Annotated in this window: 13 protein-coding genes; 7 read left to right on the top strand and 6 right to left on the bottom strand. The window is 40.0% G+C overall.

Annotated features, from left to right (window positions below; translation table 11 throughout):
* A partial coding sequence (locus L1068_RS08970) for a DUF3732 domain-containing protein (RefSeq protein WP_237129992.1) occupies nucleotides 1-1,350 on the top strand: 1,350 nt, incomplete at its 5' end.
* Between the two features lie 514 nt (nucleotides 1,351-1,864).
* Here the strand turns inward: L1068_RS08970 and rdgC are convergent.
* Both rdgC and L1068_RS08980 read right to left on the bottom strand, forming a co-directional pair.
* A complete protein-coding gene (gene rdgC / locus L1068_RS08975; protein ID WP_010560814.1) occupies nucleotides 1,865-2,776 on the bottom strand; it encodes a recombination-associated protein RdgC in 912 nt (303 codons plus the stop codon).
* Nucleotides 2,777-2,892: 116 nt separating this feature from the next.
* Nucleotides 2,893-4,659 carry an ATP-binding protein gene (locus L1068_RS08980; RefSeq protein ID WP_054978612.1) on the bottom strand — a complete coding sequence of 589 codons (1,767 nt, stop codon included), beginning with the start codon at nucleotides 4,657-4,659 and terminating at the stop codon, nucleotides 2,893-2,895.
* A gap of 259 nt (nucleotides 4,660-4,918) precedes the next feature.
* Between L1068_RS08980 and L1068_RS08985 the strand changes: the two genes are divergently transcribed.
* The 5 genes from L1068_RS08985 (at nucleotide 4,919) to ung (ending at nucleotide 10,931) form a co-directional block, all read left to right on the top strand.
* Nucleotides 4,919-5,290 carry a response regulator gene (locus tag L1068_RS08985; RefSeq protein WP_054978611.1) on the top strand — a complete coding sequence of 124 codons (372 nt, stop codon included), beginning with the start codon at nucleotides 4,919-4,921 and terminating at the stop codon, nucleotides 5,288-5,290.
* Between the two features lie 221 nt (nucleotides 5,291-5,511).
* Complete coding sequence (thrA, locus tag L1068_RS08990) at nucleotides 5,512-7,926, top strand: bifunctional aspartate kinase/homoserine dehydrogenase I (protein ID WP_237129993.1); 2,415 nt, start codon at nucleotides 5,512-5,514, stop codon at nucleotides 7,924-7,926.
* A 9-nt stretch (nucleotides 7,927-7,935) separates the two neighbouring features.
* A complete protein-coding gene (gene thrB, locus L1068_RS08995) occupies nucleotides 7,936-8,895 on the top strand; it encodes a homoserine kinase (RefSeq protein WP_237129994.1) in 960 nt (319 codons plus the stop codon).
* On the top strand, nucleotides 8,882-10,165 hold the full coding sequence (gene thrC, locus L1068_RS09000) for a threonine synthase (protein ID WP_237129995.1): 1,284 nt from the start codon (nucleotides 8,882-8,884) through the stop codon (nucleotides 10,163-10,165). The genes thrB and thrC overlap by 14 nt, the downstream gene beginning before the upstream one ends.
* 94 nt (nucleotides 10,166-10,259) lie before the next feature.
* A complete protein-coding gene (ung, locus tag L1068_RS09005; protein WP_237129996.1) occupies nucleotides 10,260-10,931 on the top strand; it encodes a uracil-DNA glycosylase in 672 nt (223 codons plus the stop codon).
* Between the two features lie 53 nt (nucleotides 10,932-10,984).
* On the opposite strand, the gene L1068_RS09010 is transcribed toward ung, so the two are convergent.
* From L1068_RS09010 to tal, 3 genes are all read right to left on the bottom strand, one after another.
* Nucleotides 10,985-11,170 carry a DUF3545 family protein gene (locus L1068_RS09010; protein ID WP_010560807.1) on the bottom strand — a complete coding sequence of 62 codons (186 nt, stop codon included), beginning with the start codon at nucleotides 11,168-11,170 and terminating at the stop codon, nucleotides 10,985-10,987.
* A 158-nt stretch (nucleotides 11,171-11,328) separates the two neighbouring features.
* Nucleotides 11,329-12,942 (bottom strand): glucose-6-phosphate isomerase, encoded by a 1,614-nt coding sequence (gene pgi / locus L1068_RS09015; protein WP_237129997.1) that lies wholly within the window; start codon nucleotides 12,940-12,942, stop codon nucleotides 11,329-11,331.
* A gap of 14 nt (nucleotides 12,943-12,956) precedes the next feature.
* Complete coding sequence (gene tal / locus L1068_RS09020) at nucleotides 12,957-13,907, bottom strand: transaldolase (protein WP_237129998.1); 951 nt, start codon at nucleotides 13,905-13,907, stop codon at nucleotides 12,957-12,959.
* Between the two features lie 232 nt (nucleotides 13,908-14,139).
* Between tal and yaaA the strand changes: the two genes are divergently transcribed.
* A complete protein-coding gene (yaaA, locus tag L1068_RS09025; RefSeq protein ID WP_138633964.1) occupies nucleotides 14,140-14,919 on the top strand; it encodes a peroxide stress protein YaaA in 780 nt (259 codons plus the stop codon).
* Here yaaA and L1068_RS09030 read toward each other — a convergent pair.
* Nucleotides 14,916-15,773: a GGDEF domain-containing protein gene (locus L1068_RS09030; RefSeq protein WP_237129999.1), complete on the bottom strand. Its 858-nt coding sequence runs from the start codon at nucleotides 15,771-15,773 to the stop codon at nucleotides 14,916-14,918. The two genes, yaaA and L1068_RS09030, sit on opposite strands and share 4 nt — an antisense overlap.
* Nucleotides 15,774-15,776 lie beyond the last annotated feature (3 nt).

Genomic DNA, 15,776 nt, shown 5'->3' on the forward strand with positions numbered 1-15,776 from the left:
AAACAGATTCCAATATTTTTAGGAATAGTTGACGCTGAGTATTATTCACTAAGGCGGCAGATTGATGAGATTGAGAAACAGCTAAAAGCAATAGATAAAGAAAAGCAAAAAGAAAAGATTTTTAATTTACAATATCAAAGCAGATTAGAAGGGCTATGTAGAAATTACTTTTCGATTGTAGGAAAAGAGCTACCCAATTTTCAAAATGTGAATGATCTTATCTCAATAACCAAAGAGTTACCTTCATTTGATAAAGCTGAGCCATTTAAATCAGATGCTAGTAGGCTTTATAGCAATTTAAGATCTCGGCTTTCCTCTAAAACGCTTGAACTTAATGCTGTTAATGCTGAGTTAACGAAAATAGAAAGTGTATCTAAGAGTGCGAAAAAGACTATTTCTCATTTATCTAAATTACAAAGCCGAATTGAGCATGAAGAAGAAGTATCATGTCTTTGTCCTGTATGTGGGAATGACGTTGAATCACTTTCAGAGGAAGCTTCGTTAATTAATAATGCCCTAGATTCTTTGAATACAGAAGTTGGCGCAATGGCTAATTTTGCGAGGTTTGACAGCGAACAATTAGAGACATTAAAGCAAAACAAAAGAGAAATTCAAAAAATAATCTCTGAATTGACAACTCAAATTAGTGACTTAGAAAATTATAATGCCAAGGTGAAAGAATATAAAGATAAAAGAGACTCTCTTGGATATTTAAGAGCTAAAATAGAAATTGTTGTTGAGCAAATTAGCAATAAAATTCAAGTTAGCGATTATGGAGAGAAAGAAATTTCAGAAGAACTAAATTCGTTAAAGCTACTGATTCAAAAGTATGACTTTGAATCAGACCTAACCGACTGCCAATCGAAATTGAATGGTTGGGCAAATTCGATTGCGAATGCTCTCGATTTTGAGAAACAGTTTTTGCCTGCAAAACTAAATATTAATTTACGAGATCTTTCTATTGTTCACAATGATAAGAAATATGGGAAGCTTAGATTATCTGATTTTGGTAGCGGTGCTAACTGGTTAGCTTTTCACTTGGCTGCTTCACTTGGCTTTCTGAGGTTATTCTCATATAAAGAAAATTCACCAGTTCCAAACTTCTTATTTATCGATCAACCAAGTCAGGTTTATTTTCCACGAGATTTTAGTAGTCTTAATGATGATATTAAAAAGGTAGAAAATATATACATCCAAATAATAAAAAGCTTAAAGGAATCCAGAAAAATATCAGGATCATACTCTCAAGTAATTGTACTAGACCACGCTGATAATTTAGATTTGAAAGATTATAAATACGAACGTTATGTAAGAGCAAAATGGTTTGATGAAAATGATGCTTTGATCTAAATGGGCGATAAACAGGTGGCTATTTTTGCATTTGGCAACGCGTTAATTCCAACCTTTCTATCACGAATTTGTCCAAAAGTGAGTTGAACGAATGTCCGTTATTTTGCTTTATTTAATAGTCTTATTTTGAAGTCGAACGGTTCTTGTTGGCACTAACCTGCCGTTGAGTCAGGTGTTTAGGTTCACACCTTTCACCCATTAATCAAACCTGAAAATACAATTTAAATGAATAATGCGAGACAGGGCGCGAAGCGGTCGAGCAAGCCATGCTGAGGCATGGATGCCGATTCATGGCGTTTATGTTCATATTTAAATTGTATTTGAGGAATCAGTTTGATTTTTGGGGCGCCGAGGGATTTCAAAGGGAGGCCGGCGCCTTTAAAATAGTGTTAAAATTCATCCATGAAGCTGGGTTACATCGGTCATCCCTGACCTCATTTCAAAGCACTGCGAAACTTCGTTTCGGTTGCTTTTCATCTTTGGTTGTCGTCGCCAGCGCGACAAAAATAAACCCTTAAATTGTATCTTCCGGTTCGCCTAGTGCAGTAATCAGCGCTTCTAGCATTTGTTTAATTTCATCGCTTGAAAGCATAAAGTCAGCATCTAGTTTAACTGCCATATCTTCTTTAGGGATGTCGGCATTTTCTTCTTTTAACAGCTCTGCGTAGTTTACACGTTTAATCGAGCCATCCTCTTGCAGTACAAAGCGAATGCGCTCCATCCAATCTAGTGCTAGCTTTGTAACCACTTTACCGTTATCTAAGTGATTCTTTACTTCGTCAGAGGCAAGGTCGTGCTGCTTAAGTACGACCTTAGCGCCGTTTTCTTCTGGTTCAACAAGCTCTGCATCAAGACCAATGGTAAATTGCTCTGGAGCTTCATCTTTCGCTAACCAATTTGTTAAAAATAAGCCCAAATCATAGTTTACGAAAGCAGGCACTACAGGCAATGAACCAAGTGATTTACGCAGTAGTGCTAGTAGTTCTTCTGCTTTATTGAAACTTGCACTGTTAACCACCATCCAGCCTTTTTCTAAGTCGATAAAGGCAAACTGTAAGCTCGATTTTTTAAACGCCTGAGGTAGTAAAGAATGCACTAAGTTTTCTTTTAACTCGTCTTTCTCTTTTTTCTTAACAGGGCGGTTTTCGCTGTTTTCGATTTGTTCTACTTTCTCTGCCAGAAGATCATTGATCACAGCTGGCGGTAGTACTTTTTCTTCACGTTTAGCGCAAAGCAGAATGCTTTTTTTACTAAAGTGCGACAGCATTTGGCCGTGTTTACCAAGTGCTTTGGTCCAGCCAAAGGTGCTTAAATCTTGGCTGCCACATGGGCGAAATTTATCTTGCTCGAGTGCTTTTTCAAATTCGTCTTGGTTGTAATCAACTTCTTGTTTGAAGCGATAGCAAATTAGGTTACTAAACCACATGAAAGGATCCTTGAAATTGTATTGGCAAAACCAATTTCGTTATAAATTTTGCTAAGCGTATCAGGGTTACAAACAATAAAAAAGCGCCTTTCAGCGCTTCTTTATCAATTGAGCAATTAATCCACCAACGGGTAGGAGTCTGGACTTGGCATATCTTTAGGGAAGGTAATTTTATAACACAAGCCTTTGCCAGGTTCGCTGGTTGCTGTGATATCGCCAGCGAGCGTTTGTTTTACTAAGTTAAAGGTTATGTGCGTGCCAAGGCCACTGCCGCCTTGCTCGCGACGTGTTGTGTAGAATGGGTCAAATAGATTTTCTAGCTGCTCAGCTTCAACACCACGGCCGTTATCTTTAAAGGTAATGGCTACTTCGCCATCTTGCTCTTGAATATTAATATCAATGGTACCTGCATTTATGCCTTCAAAACCATGAATTAGTGAATTCATAATCAGGTTGGTAAAAATTTGGCTAATTGCGCCAGCAGGCAAATTGAGTAATAAGTCTTCCGGACAATGAATATTAATTTTATGCATTGTCTTTTTAAGTTTCGGGTGCAGCGAGCGAATAATCTCGTTAAGGTATTCTTTTAAGTTAATTTGACGCACCGCTTCACTGGCTTGGTCTACCGCAATTTGCTTAAAGCTAGCAACAAGCTCAGATGCGCGCTCTAAGTTAGTTGTTAATAGGGCGGTACTTTGTTTTGCGTCGGCAATAAACTCTTCAAGCGCTTTTGGTGAGAGGGTTTTTTCTGCGTATGCCGCTTCTACTTGTGCCAAGCGCTCTTGTAAAAACGATGTGGCGGTTACGCCAATACCAACGGGCGTATTAATGTCGTGGGTAATACCTGCAACTAAACCACCCAATGCAGCCATTTTTTCAGAGCCAACTAAGCGCTCCTGCGCCATATTTAATTCATCTACATACTTAGTAAGTTCGTCCTGCTTAACGAGTAATTCGCCTTCCGTGGTTTTGCGGCGATCGACTTCTTCGGTGAGTACCAACTTTTGTTTTTCAAGTTCGTATTTCTGTTGCTGTAAATCCATCATTGCTTGGCTTAGGTTTGATGTTTTTCGTGCAACCTCTTGTTCTAAAAGTAAGTTTTGTTGGTCGAGCTTTTCGTTTGTTTTTACAAGCTGTCGTTGTGTTGATTCGAGTTGGTCTTTATAACTTACCACTTTATCAATCAGCTTATTGAACGAATGCTCCATAATTTTTAGTTCGTTGTGCTCAGTGGTTTCTATGCTTACGCGCGCACCTTCAAGGTTATCGAGCTCTAATTCTTCAATTTGCTGAGTTAAGTCTGTTAATGGCTCGGTAAGCAGGCGTCTGAATGCCATTAAGAATAAAATAATTAAGAAGGTGGTTTTGATTAAGGCATTACCTACTAAAAAGTACAGCGAAACCATAATACGGCTAAATACAACTTCGCGGCTTGAAAATAGCGTTACGTCACCTACTTGTGTCGCGCGACCTGAAAATTCAAATACTAATGGAAAGGTGTAACCAAAAAGGCCTGAGCTAGTATGTTGAACAAGCACCGCTTCTTGCACTAGTTGCGACTCGTAACGCTCAACAATATCAATCGATTGACCTATTTGTGAAATAATTTCACCGTTATCATCGCGAACAATTACCCCTTCGATAGATGGAATAGCAAGTAAACCTTCTGCAATAGTGCGGGTTTGCTGTGTATTTAGCTCCCAAATGGCGCGCGTTAAGCTGCCGGAAAAGGTTTTTTGTAAGGTGGAAAGTTCGTTTTGAATGTGATCTTTTGAATTATGGTATTCAGCGATTACTTGCCCGCAAGTTACGATAAACGTAAGTACAAAATATACTGAGAGTACGCTGGTTAACAAGCGTTTAGAAAGACTTTTGCTTAACATTGAATTAACCAGAACCTCATTATTGTAATTTTATCATGTTCGCCATTAAAGTTAGCTAATTTTGACCTAAAAATAAATACGAAAGTGGTTAAATAAATCGAATAAATAAAAGCTTAGTTCATTTTAACCAGCTCTACTGACATTTTTGTGAAATAATTTGATCTAATCGCAGCATTACGTAACTAGCACGCATAAATCTTGCAATTACCGCGTTTACTCATATTATGGCTATATTATTACGGTTTTTATTGGTTTTATTTTGTCTAGTACATTTCCCGTACTTGTGTGTGATGACTCGTTAATTGCGCGAAAGCAAGTTGCGCGTTATTTCAAAAATCACAATGACTTTGTTGTTAGCCAAGCTCAGAACGGGCAAGAGGCACTCGACTTATTGCGCCAGCAAGAGTTTGGTTTGTTGTGCCTAGATTTGACTATGCCAGTAATGGACGGTCTTGGCGTGTTAGCTAATTTAAAAGCCGAAAAAATTCACTTACATACCATTATTATTTCTGCCGATATTCAGCCTGAAATGAAACAGCGAGTGGCTGAATTTGGCGTACTAGGATTTATTGAAAAACCATTTAAAGATGAAGTGTTTTCGTCGCTTTTGCATAAATTTGGCATTCGTTGATTTATTATAGTGCTAAATGGAATAAATTATCTTTTTTTATAGTTGACATATCTTTGACGATTCGGCAGTCTAAAGGCCATGAAACAAATTAATTTAGTACACACCACCATTATTACAACCATTATCCTAACTGGATAGTGGCATAGGTCTGTACGCAAAATTTAAAGGCCTGTGCTCACTACGAGCACAGGCCTTTTTCGTTTTTGGAATGGGGAAAAAGAATGAAGGTATTAAAATTCGGAGGCTCGTCTCTTGCTGACTTTGCCTTTTTAAAGCAGGTAGCTGAACTTGCCAAAGGTCAACTTGAAGATCAGATGTTGTTAGTGTTATCTGCACCTGGCGGTATGACTGACAGTCTTGTTGAATTATCTGAACTAGCTGAAAAAGGGCAAGATTATTCAGCGGCATGGCAAACACTCGTTGCGCGTAGTGAAAGCCTTAAAGCGCAGGTATCAGAGGTTGCAGTTGTAACTAATTGGCCTAATTTTGATGAGCTAAAACAAAAACTCGATGGTGTAGCATTAATCGGGCATTGCCCAGCACAAGTAAAAGCCTACGTTATAAGCTTTGGTGAGCGCGTTAGTGTATCGCTGATGCAAGCGCTGTTAAATGAGTTATCGCCAGTTTACCTTGAAGCCACTAAGTGCATTGCATCTAACAATAACTATTTAGATGCAGAAGTTGATTTAACACAATCAAAACAGCAATTTGCAAAGCAATTAGCAGAGCAGCCAAGCAAGGTTTATATTATGCCGGGCTTTACTGCCGCAAGCGAGCAAGGTGAGTTAACAACGCTTGGTCGTAATGGTTCTGATTACTCTGCAGCGATAGCCGCGGCCTGTGTTGATGCTAAAATCTGCCAAATTTGGACAGATGTAGACGGTGTTTACAGCGCCGACCCGCGTTATATCAAATCGGCAATGAAAATTGATAGCTTAAGCTACAAAGAAGCCATGGAGCTTTCTTATTTTGGCGCTAAAGTACTTCACCCTAAAACAATTCTTCCTTGTGCTAAATATGGCGTGCCGTGTGAGATTAAAAATACTCATGATCCTGATGTACCAGGCTCGCTTATCAGTGCGCAGACAAGCTCAAATGGCGAACCAGTAAAAGCACTTTCGAGTTTACAAGATCTTGCAATGATCACAGTATCTGGCCCAGGCATGAAAGGCAAAGTGGGTATGGCATCACGCGTATTTAGCGCATTAGCGCAAGATGAAATCTCAATTGTGTTAATTACACAGTCATCGTGCGAATTCAGCATTAGCTTTTGTGTTTATCAAGCTGATTTAGCAAAAGCCACAAACGCTCTTGAGCAAGCGTTCGCGTTAGAAGCGCAAGCAGGCCTAATAGAACCATTCCAAATCGAACAAAATTTAGCAATAGTGACTTTAGTTGGCGATAATATGAAAGCCCATAAAGGCCTTGCTGCTAAGTTCTTTGCATCACTTGCACAAGCACAAGTTAACATTGTTGCGATTGCGCAAGACTCGACAGAAAGCGCTATTTCGGCGGTAATTGATGGTCAGTCATGTAATGATGCAGTGAAAGTATGTCATGAAAACTTCTTTACTCATGTGCCGTCTATCGATGTATTTTTACTCGGCTGCGGTTTAGTGGGTAAAGAGCTGGTTAGTCAACTACAACGTCAACAAGAATGGCTGCAAAAACGTAATATCAAACTAAATTTATATGGTGTTGCAAACTCGCGTCAAATGTTACTTGATAGTGACGGTGTAGATTTTGAAAACTGGCAAATGCAACTTGCAGATTCACAGCAGAGCTTTGATTTAAAAGCGGTTGAGCAATTTGTAAAAGAAAACCATTTAATTAACCCAGTATTGGTTGATTGTTCATCATCACAATTCTTAGCAGAACAGTATTTAGACTATATTAATGCAGGTTTCCACGTAGTAGCTGCAAATAAAAAAGCCAATACCAGCTCGCAGGCATATTACCAATCGCTGGTATCTGCTACACAAAAAACAGGCCGTAAATTCCTATACGAAACAAACGTAGGTGCTGGCTTACCTGTGCTTGATAACTTGCAGCTGCTGTTTGGTGCAGGCGATAAATTACTTAGCTTTAACGGTATTTTAAGCGGTTCACTGTCATATATGTTTGGTGTAGTAGAAGATGGCTTAAGCTTAAGCGCAGCAACTAAACAAGCAAAAGAGAACGGCTTTACAGAGCCAGATCCCCGTGATGATTTATCCGGAATGGATGTAGCGCGTAAGTTACTTATTATTGCCCGTGAGTCTGGGTTACAGCTTGAGCTCGATGATATAGACGTTGAACCTGTGGTATCACCAAAATTTGCTGAAGGTGCAAGTGTTGATGAGTTTATGGCACGACTACCTGAACTTGATGCTGAATTTACAGCGCGTGTTGAATCAGCAAAAGCGGATGGCAAAGTACTGCGTTATGTTGGTTCAATCGAAGATGGCAAATGTAAAGTAGGTATTCAAGCAGTAAGCAAAGAAGATGCACTTAACTCTGTGCGTGATGGTGAAAATGCACTGGCAATCTTAAGCCAATACTATCAGCCAAAACCATTTGTCATTCGTGGTTATGGCGCAGGTGCAGAAGTAACAGCGGCAGGCGTATTTGCCGATATTTTAAAAACACTGCCGTAGGAGAGGGTGATGATTGAAGTTTATGCACCCGCATCCAGTGGTAATTTTGCCGTTGGTTTTGACTTACTTGGCGCAGCACTTGCGCCAGTAAGTGGCGCGCTACTTGGCGATATTGTTGCAATTGGCGCAAGTGATTCAGGCCAAGACGAATTTGTATGTAGTGGAAAATACGCTGAAAAACTGGCAGGTCCTAAAGAAGATAACCTTGCTTATCAGTGCTTAGTGCATTTCCGTGAGCATGTTTTCAGCGATATGCCAGCATGTAAACTGGAACTTAAGAAAAACCTACCGGTTGGCTCGGGCTTAGGTTCAAGTGCGTGCTCTGTGGTTGCCGCATTCGCGGCACTTGATAAGTTTGCTAATACTAACCTTTCACAAAAACAGTTATTGGCATTAATGGCTGATTTTGAAGAAAAAGTCAGTGGCGGTCGCCATTACGATAATATTGCACCTTGTTATTTGGGTGGTTTGCAATTGTGCGGTGATTTAGTGCCAAATAATTCACTGGCGTTACCAACAGATGAAAATTGGCAGTTAGTTGTTGCCTACCCAGGCTTCGCCCTTAATACTGCAAAAGCACGTGCTGTTTTGCCAAAAGAGGTCAGCATGCATACCAGCATTAATTATGGCCAGCGCTTAAGCGCGTTTACCGCGTTATGTTTTAGTGGGCAATTTGATAGCGCAATAGCCCTAATGAAAGACGAACTTGCTGAGCCATATCGCCAATCATTAATTGCAGGCTTTAGCGAAGCCAAAGCGGCATTACCAGAATTAGGTGCAGAAGTAGTTGCCATTTCTGGCGCAGGCCCAACGCTTTTGGCGTTAGCAAAAAGTGAAGCGCAAGCTCAAGCCATAGACGCTTGGTTAAAAGAAAATTATTTGAATGAAAACGGTTTTAGCCACATTTGTAAAATTGATAACCGTGGCACACGTGTATTAGAAAAAGGAGAAAGTGATGTTATTGCATAATCTAAAAGACGCTGAGCAGAAGGTATCGTTTGTAGAGGCGGTAAAAGTAGGATTAGGCAACAATCAAGGTGTCTTTTTCCCAAATAGCCTAGTACCGCTAAGTAATGTTGATGAGTTACTTGATCTTGATTTTGTCGCACGTAGCAGCAAAATATTATCGCATTTAATTGGCGATGAATTACCAGAAAGTACCGTACAGCAAATGGTACAAAATGCCTTTAACTTTCCAGCTGAACTAGTAAAAGTTGAAGATAATGTTTACTGCCTTGAGCTTTTTCATGGTCCAACGCTTGCGTTTAAAGACTTTGGCGGTCGTTTTATGGCAGAGTGCTTGTCGGTATTTAATGAAGGTAACAAAACCACGATTTTAACCGCAACAAGTGGTGACACAGGTGCTGCTGTGGCACATGCGTTTTACGGTAAAAAAGACATTGATGTGGTGATTTTATACCCGAAAGGTAAAATCTCACTAGCGCAGCAAAAACTGTTCACAACGCTTGGCAATAACATCCATTGTTACGCAGTAGATGGCAGCTTTGATGATTGCCAAGCGATGGTTAAACAAGCGTTTTTAGATGATGAAGTAAAACAGCGCTTAGGTTTAAACTCAGCAAACTCAATCAATATTAGCCGATTACTTGCACAGGTATGTTACTACTTTGAAGCGGTGGCAAAATTACCTAAAGCAGAGCGCGAAAAAGCACATATTTCGGTGCCAAGTGGTAACTTTGGTAATGTGTGTGCTGCAATGATTGCTGCAAGTTTAGGTTTACCAGTGGCTAAGCTTTCAGCAACGACAAACCAAAATGATACAGTGCCGCGTTATTTAGCATCAAAAGAATGGACGCCAAATGCAACGCTAGAATCGCTATCAAATGCAATGGACGTGAGTAAACCAAATAACTGGCCGCGCGTGCAGTTTATGCTAGATAACAACTGGTTTAGCTACGATAACTTTTATTCGCACAGTGTTGATGAAGCAGAAACGAAAGCGGTAATGCACGATGTTTATGCTAAAGGTTACTTAGCTGAGCCGCATACGGCAATTGCTTACCAAGGCTTAAAACAAGATTTAGCTGCTGATGGGGTTGGCATCTTTTTATCAACAGCTCACCCAGCTAAATTTAAAGAGTCAGTTGAAGACATTCTTTCGATTGAATTAGATATGCCAAAACCACTTGCTGATGCATTAGCAAAACAGTGTTTAGCAGAAGACCTAGTTAACGACTATCAGGTGCTTCGTGAAAACATTTTGGCAAAACTTGGTTAATCCTTTTTAATCTGTTGATTGAAATACCCAGCCGCTACAAGTTAGCGGCTTTTTTATGGCATAATTGCGCTCAAAATAGCTATTAACAATCACTATGACTACTTGGACAGATTTACTCGCAGTTGAAAAGCAGCAAGACTACTTTAAAGACACTCTCGGCTATGTTGCCAAAAGACGCGCTGAGGGGGTTAATGTATTTCCGCCTGCGGATGAAGTGTTTAGTGCGTTTTCAAGCACCGCGTTTGAAGATGTGAAAGTAGTGATTTTGGGGCAAGACCCATATCATGGCCCAGATCAAGCGCATGGCTTGGCATTTTCAGTAAAACCGGGTGTTAAAGCGCCCCCATCTTTGGCCAATATGTATAAAGAATTAGCAACTGATATCGACGGTTTTACTATACCCAACCATGGTTATTTGCAGGCATGGGCAGAGCAGGGAGTACTGTTACTCAATACGGTATTAACCGTTGAACAAGGTCAGGCCCATTCGCATAAAAAACTTGGTTGGGAAACGTTCACCGATCGTGTTATCGCGGCATTAAATGAACATGGTGATGGTATAGTGTTTTTACTTTGGGGTTCACATGCGCAAAAGAAAGGACGCCATATCGATACTACTAAGCATGTTGTTTTCAATGGGCCGCATCCGTCACCGCTTTCTGCCTATCGAGGTTTTTTTGGTTGTAAGCACTTTTCTAAAGCAAATGATGCTTTAATTGCGATGGGAAAAACCCCAATTAATTGGTTGTTACCAGAAGCGCTTTAACAAGCAATAAAAAAGGCTCGTAAGAGCCTTTTTTGATTTGACCTTTATATTGTTTAGATGACTAAATCATCTAGGTCAATGTCGTCTAAAGAACCGTATTCTTCGAGTTCTTTTTTCAGTCTATGTCTTTCCTTTAACGCTTCTATTTCGCGCCATTTGCGCTTTTTCCCTTTTGAAGAGGTTTTTGTTGTTGGTTCAGGACGTTCTAATATTGCAAAAATATCTTCGATGCTATCCATGGTATCCTCCTGTGGATTTTTTAACCTCGGCATAAGAAATATCATAACTCGTCTAAAAATAAAACTAATATGTTTAGCTTTTGTTAAAAAATAATGAAGGTTTTTCGACTAGATCAAAGAAGGGTAAAACAGCTACCCGAGGGGTAGCTGTTAGGGTATTAATTTGTAAGTGTTTTTAGCAAATTCGCTGTAGATGGATCAAGCTGTTGGTAATTTTGGGACGCCATCGCATCAAGCACTTGGTTGCCAAGTTGTTTACCAAGTTCAACGCCCCACTGGTCATAACTGTTAATGCCAAAGAGTACGCCTTGCACAAACACTTTATGCTCATAAAACGCCAGCAACGCACCAAGTGAACGAGGCGATAAATCATCAATTAATAACGTATTAGAACCTTTATTGCCCGGCATTACTTTATGTGGTGCAAGTTCGTTTATTTGCTCTTGAGTCAAGCCTTGTGCTGCTAGCTCTACTTTTGCTTGTGCCAAGCTTTTACCTTGCAATAGCGCTTGGCTTTGCCCTAGGCAATTGGCAATCATTGCTCTATGGTGTTGCTGGTAATTGGCTTCACCAACGCGTGGCAAAATAAAGTCTATCATGGCACTTTGCTTACCTTGGTGCAGTAACTGCATAAAAGAGTGCTGACAATTAGTGCCTTCAGCTCCCCATAAAATAGGACCTGATAAATCAATGTGCTGACCTGCAAGATTCACGCTTTTACCGTTACTTTCCATATCAAGTTGCTGCAAGTAAGCCGGTAGGGTTTTTAAGGCGTGGCCATAGGGGAGTACTAATAAGTTATTTTCACCTAAGTACTTTTGTTGCCAATAGCCAATTAACGCCGCAATAAGAGGTAAGTTTTGCTCTTCTGGAGCTGTTAAAAAATGATTATCAAGGTTTGCAGCGCCTTCTAGTAAGGCTTCAAAATTAGTTTTACCAATTTTAAGTGCTAACGGAAGCGCAATGGTCGACCAAACCGAATAGCGACCGCCAATAAAATCCCACAATGGGAAAATCATTTCTTCACTAAAGCCAGCTTGCTTTGCAAGTTCTGGTTTTGCCGTTAATGCAACCCAGTGCTCAGCGATTGCTGTATTTGGCATGGTTTGTTTAAACCAGTCCATTACGGCATGCATATTAAGTTGGGTTTCAGCTGTGGTCCACGATTTTGATGCCACTACAATTAGAGTTGTTTCAGCATTTAATTTTGTCAGTGTATGCTTAATTTGCTGCCCATCAATATTGGCAAGATAATGCACATTCACATCATTTACATGGCTATCAATTAGGGCTGCTTCAAGCGTTTTAGGGCCAAAAAATGAGCCGCCAATACCAATGCTTATAACATCTGTTATCGCTTTGCCCGTTTTGCCAACAATGGCATTTTGTTCAAAGCGAGAAACAAAATCGAGCAATCTTGCTTTTGTTGAGTTTATTTCCTCTGCCACCTCAGGCAAATGTGTTGCTAAGGTTTGCGTATTGCGCAATGCAGTATGCAGTACAGCGCGTTTTTCTGTGCTGTTAATTAACTGCCCTGTAAATTGCGCTTCACGTTTTTGCGCTAACTGCTTTAACTTAGAAACGTCAATTAAATCGTTAAGAGTGGATTTATCGATTGCTTGCTTAGCAAAGTCGAGGGTTAAACCTGCCGCGCTCAGTGTAAATTCACTTGCACGGTTAGGCTGCGCATCAAAAAGAGCCAAAATTTGGCTCTTTTTAATATTCTCAGCAGCATGTGTTAGTTGCGTGTGCAACTGCGCTAAGGTGGTCATAAACCGTTTATTCCTTATAGGTTTGCAAAACGAGTTTCAAGTTCAACTTGTGCATCGGCAAACGAGCGAATACCTTCCGCTAGTTTTTCTGTCGCCATTGCATCTTGGTTATGCTGCCAACGGAACTCGTTTTCGCTAAGTGGTGCCGGTTTTGGCAATACTTCAGTCGGTTTTTCAAGTGGGTAAACTTCAGCGTCGGTTAGCTCAGCAAGTTCAGTTAATAGCTGAGGGCTAATGGTTAAACGGTCACAACCTGTTAACGCTAAAATTTCGCCGGTATTACGGAAGCTTGCGCCCATAACAACGGTTTCATAGCCGTGTGTTTTATAAAAGTTGTAAATGCTACGCACCGACTGAACGCCTGGATCATCAAGAGCAGATGCTGGCTTTGGCATGCCATTTTTTACGTGCCAATCTAAAATTCGGCCAACAAAGGGTGAAATTAAAAATACATTGGCATCGGCACATGCTTTGGCCTGCGCTTCAGAGAAAAGTAGCGTTAAGTTACACTTAATACCTTCTTTTTCTAGCTGTTCAGCCGCTTTGATACCTTCCCAAGTTGACGCAATTTTAATTAAAATTTTGTTTGTATCAACACCTGCTTCGCGGTAAAGCGCAAGTAACGATTTAGCTTTAGCGATGGTCGCTTCAGTATTAAATGATAAGCGCGCGTCTACTTCTGTTGAAATGTAACCAGGTACAACTTCGCTAATTTCTTTGCCAAGCAATACTGAAAAATAATCACATGCAAGTGCGACTTGTTTTGCAGAGTCTGCTTCGTTTGCTTTTGCATATGCAAGTGCTTCTGCTAATAATGGCTGGTATGCCTCAATTTCACTGGCTTTTAGAAGTAGTGATGGGTTGGTTGTTGCGTCTTGCGGTTGGTGTGCTTTGATAGCTGCAATATCACCGGTATCGGCAACAATCGTTGATTGGGCTTTTAAAGCCGCTAAAATTTGTGTCATGGTTTACCTCATTCCTAATATCAAGGTAATAAAAATAGCGTGTTAGCTAAGTTTAGCTTAAAGATGAATCATTAAAGCTAGATGACAAGTATTTGGGAAAGGTCAAATGTCCGTAACACAGGGTTTACGCTACTCCTAGCGAAGAAAAATCCATCGAATGCTAACTAACAGGTGATTTTTATTACAAGAAGTGTTGAAATTACCTTAATACAACGACAAGTCAATAGTAATTATGATCACAGTAATATCACCTGCTAAAAATTTAGACTACGAAACACCTGCACCGAGTAAAAACCATACACAACCTGAGCTATTAGCGCACAGCAAAGAGCTTATTGAGGTATGTCGCGAATTATCAGCACAAGATCTCTCAAGCTTAATGAAAATTAGCGACAAGCTAGCGGGTTTAAACGTGGCGCGTTTTACCGAGTGGCAAACGCCATTCAATGATAGTAACGCCAAACAAGCTATTTATGCGTTTAATGGTGATGTTTATGTAGGTTTGGATGCCGCAACGCTAAGCGAAAAAGCGCTGGATTACGCACAAGGTCATTTACGCATTTTGTCAGGTTTATACGGTATTCTAAAACCGCTTGATTTAATGATGGCGTATCGCCTTGAAATGGGCACAAAACTGACGAATCCACGTGGAGCTAATTTATATCAATTTTGGGGCAGTATCATTGCTGAAAAGCTGAATGAAGTATTTGCTGAACAAAATACCAATACGCTCGTCAATTTAGCGTCGAACGAATATTTTAAAGCGGTGGATAAAAAAGCACTTAACGGTGAGATTATTACACCTGTATTTAAAGACTGTAAAAATGGTCAATATAAAGTAATTAGCTTTTATGCAAAAAAAGCGCGTGGCTTAATGGCGCGTTACATTATGGAACAACAAGTAACGAACATGGAACAGTTATTGGCGTTTGACTGCGTGGGTTACTATTACAGCGAAGAGCACACGAAAAAAGCCAATGAACCTGTGTTTTTGCGTGCAGAGCAAGTTTAATCAGTACCTGATACAACTTGGTTGCGGCCTTGTTGCTTGGCTTGATAGAGACGTTTATCAGCGATATCGATTAACGTCTCTAGCTTTTTCATGTCAGTTGAGTATTCAGCTATACCAATCGAAATGGTCATATTAAATACTACGTTTGATAAATGCAGTTCGGTGTTTTCTAATTGTACGCGCAGTGACTCGGCTTTATTGTAAGCTGAAGGTGTTGCTATATGCGGCAGTAATATAATAAATTCTTCACCGCCCCAGCGTGCGAATAAGTCGGATTCGCGACAGTTACTTTGTATCAGATTACAAAATTCAACGAGTGCCAAATCACCCACATTGTGACCATATTGGTCGTTAATCTTTTTAAAATGATCAATATCTAATATTAAAATGCAAAACCGTGGGTTATAGCTTTGCATTATTTCATTTGCCTTATCAATAAAATAGCGTCGAGTATAAGCGCCAGTTAGCGGGTCGGTGGTGGCAAGTTTTAATAGCGTATTACTTTGTGCTTCTTGTTTTTCAAGCCATAGTTTGATGCCAAACACAATCAGCAACAAACCTATAATTTGAAAGAGATCTTCAATAACGATAGTGATGACTTTTGGAAATATAACCAATTCATCAAGTGCATCGACACAAATGGCAACTAACAAAATTGAAAAACCTGTGAAAAGCATGTTGTTTGAACGTTCGCTTTGTCGAAAGTTATTCAAATTGAAAATACAAACAAGCACCGCACTCGCCATAATAAATTCAGATGCAAAACTAATTACATCTACGTTAGCGACAGCTGGAAACAACCAATATGAGACAAAGGGCAGTAAAATAAACAGTGCTAGTATATAAACCGACATCTT

Origin of the sequence: Pseudoalteromonas sp. MMG024 (assembly GCF_021654175.1) — a bacterium.
GTDB lineage: Bacteria > Pseudomonadota > Gammaproteobacteria > Enterobacterales > Alteromonadaceae > Pseudoalteromonas.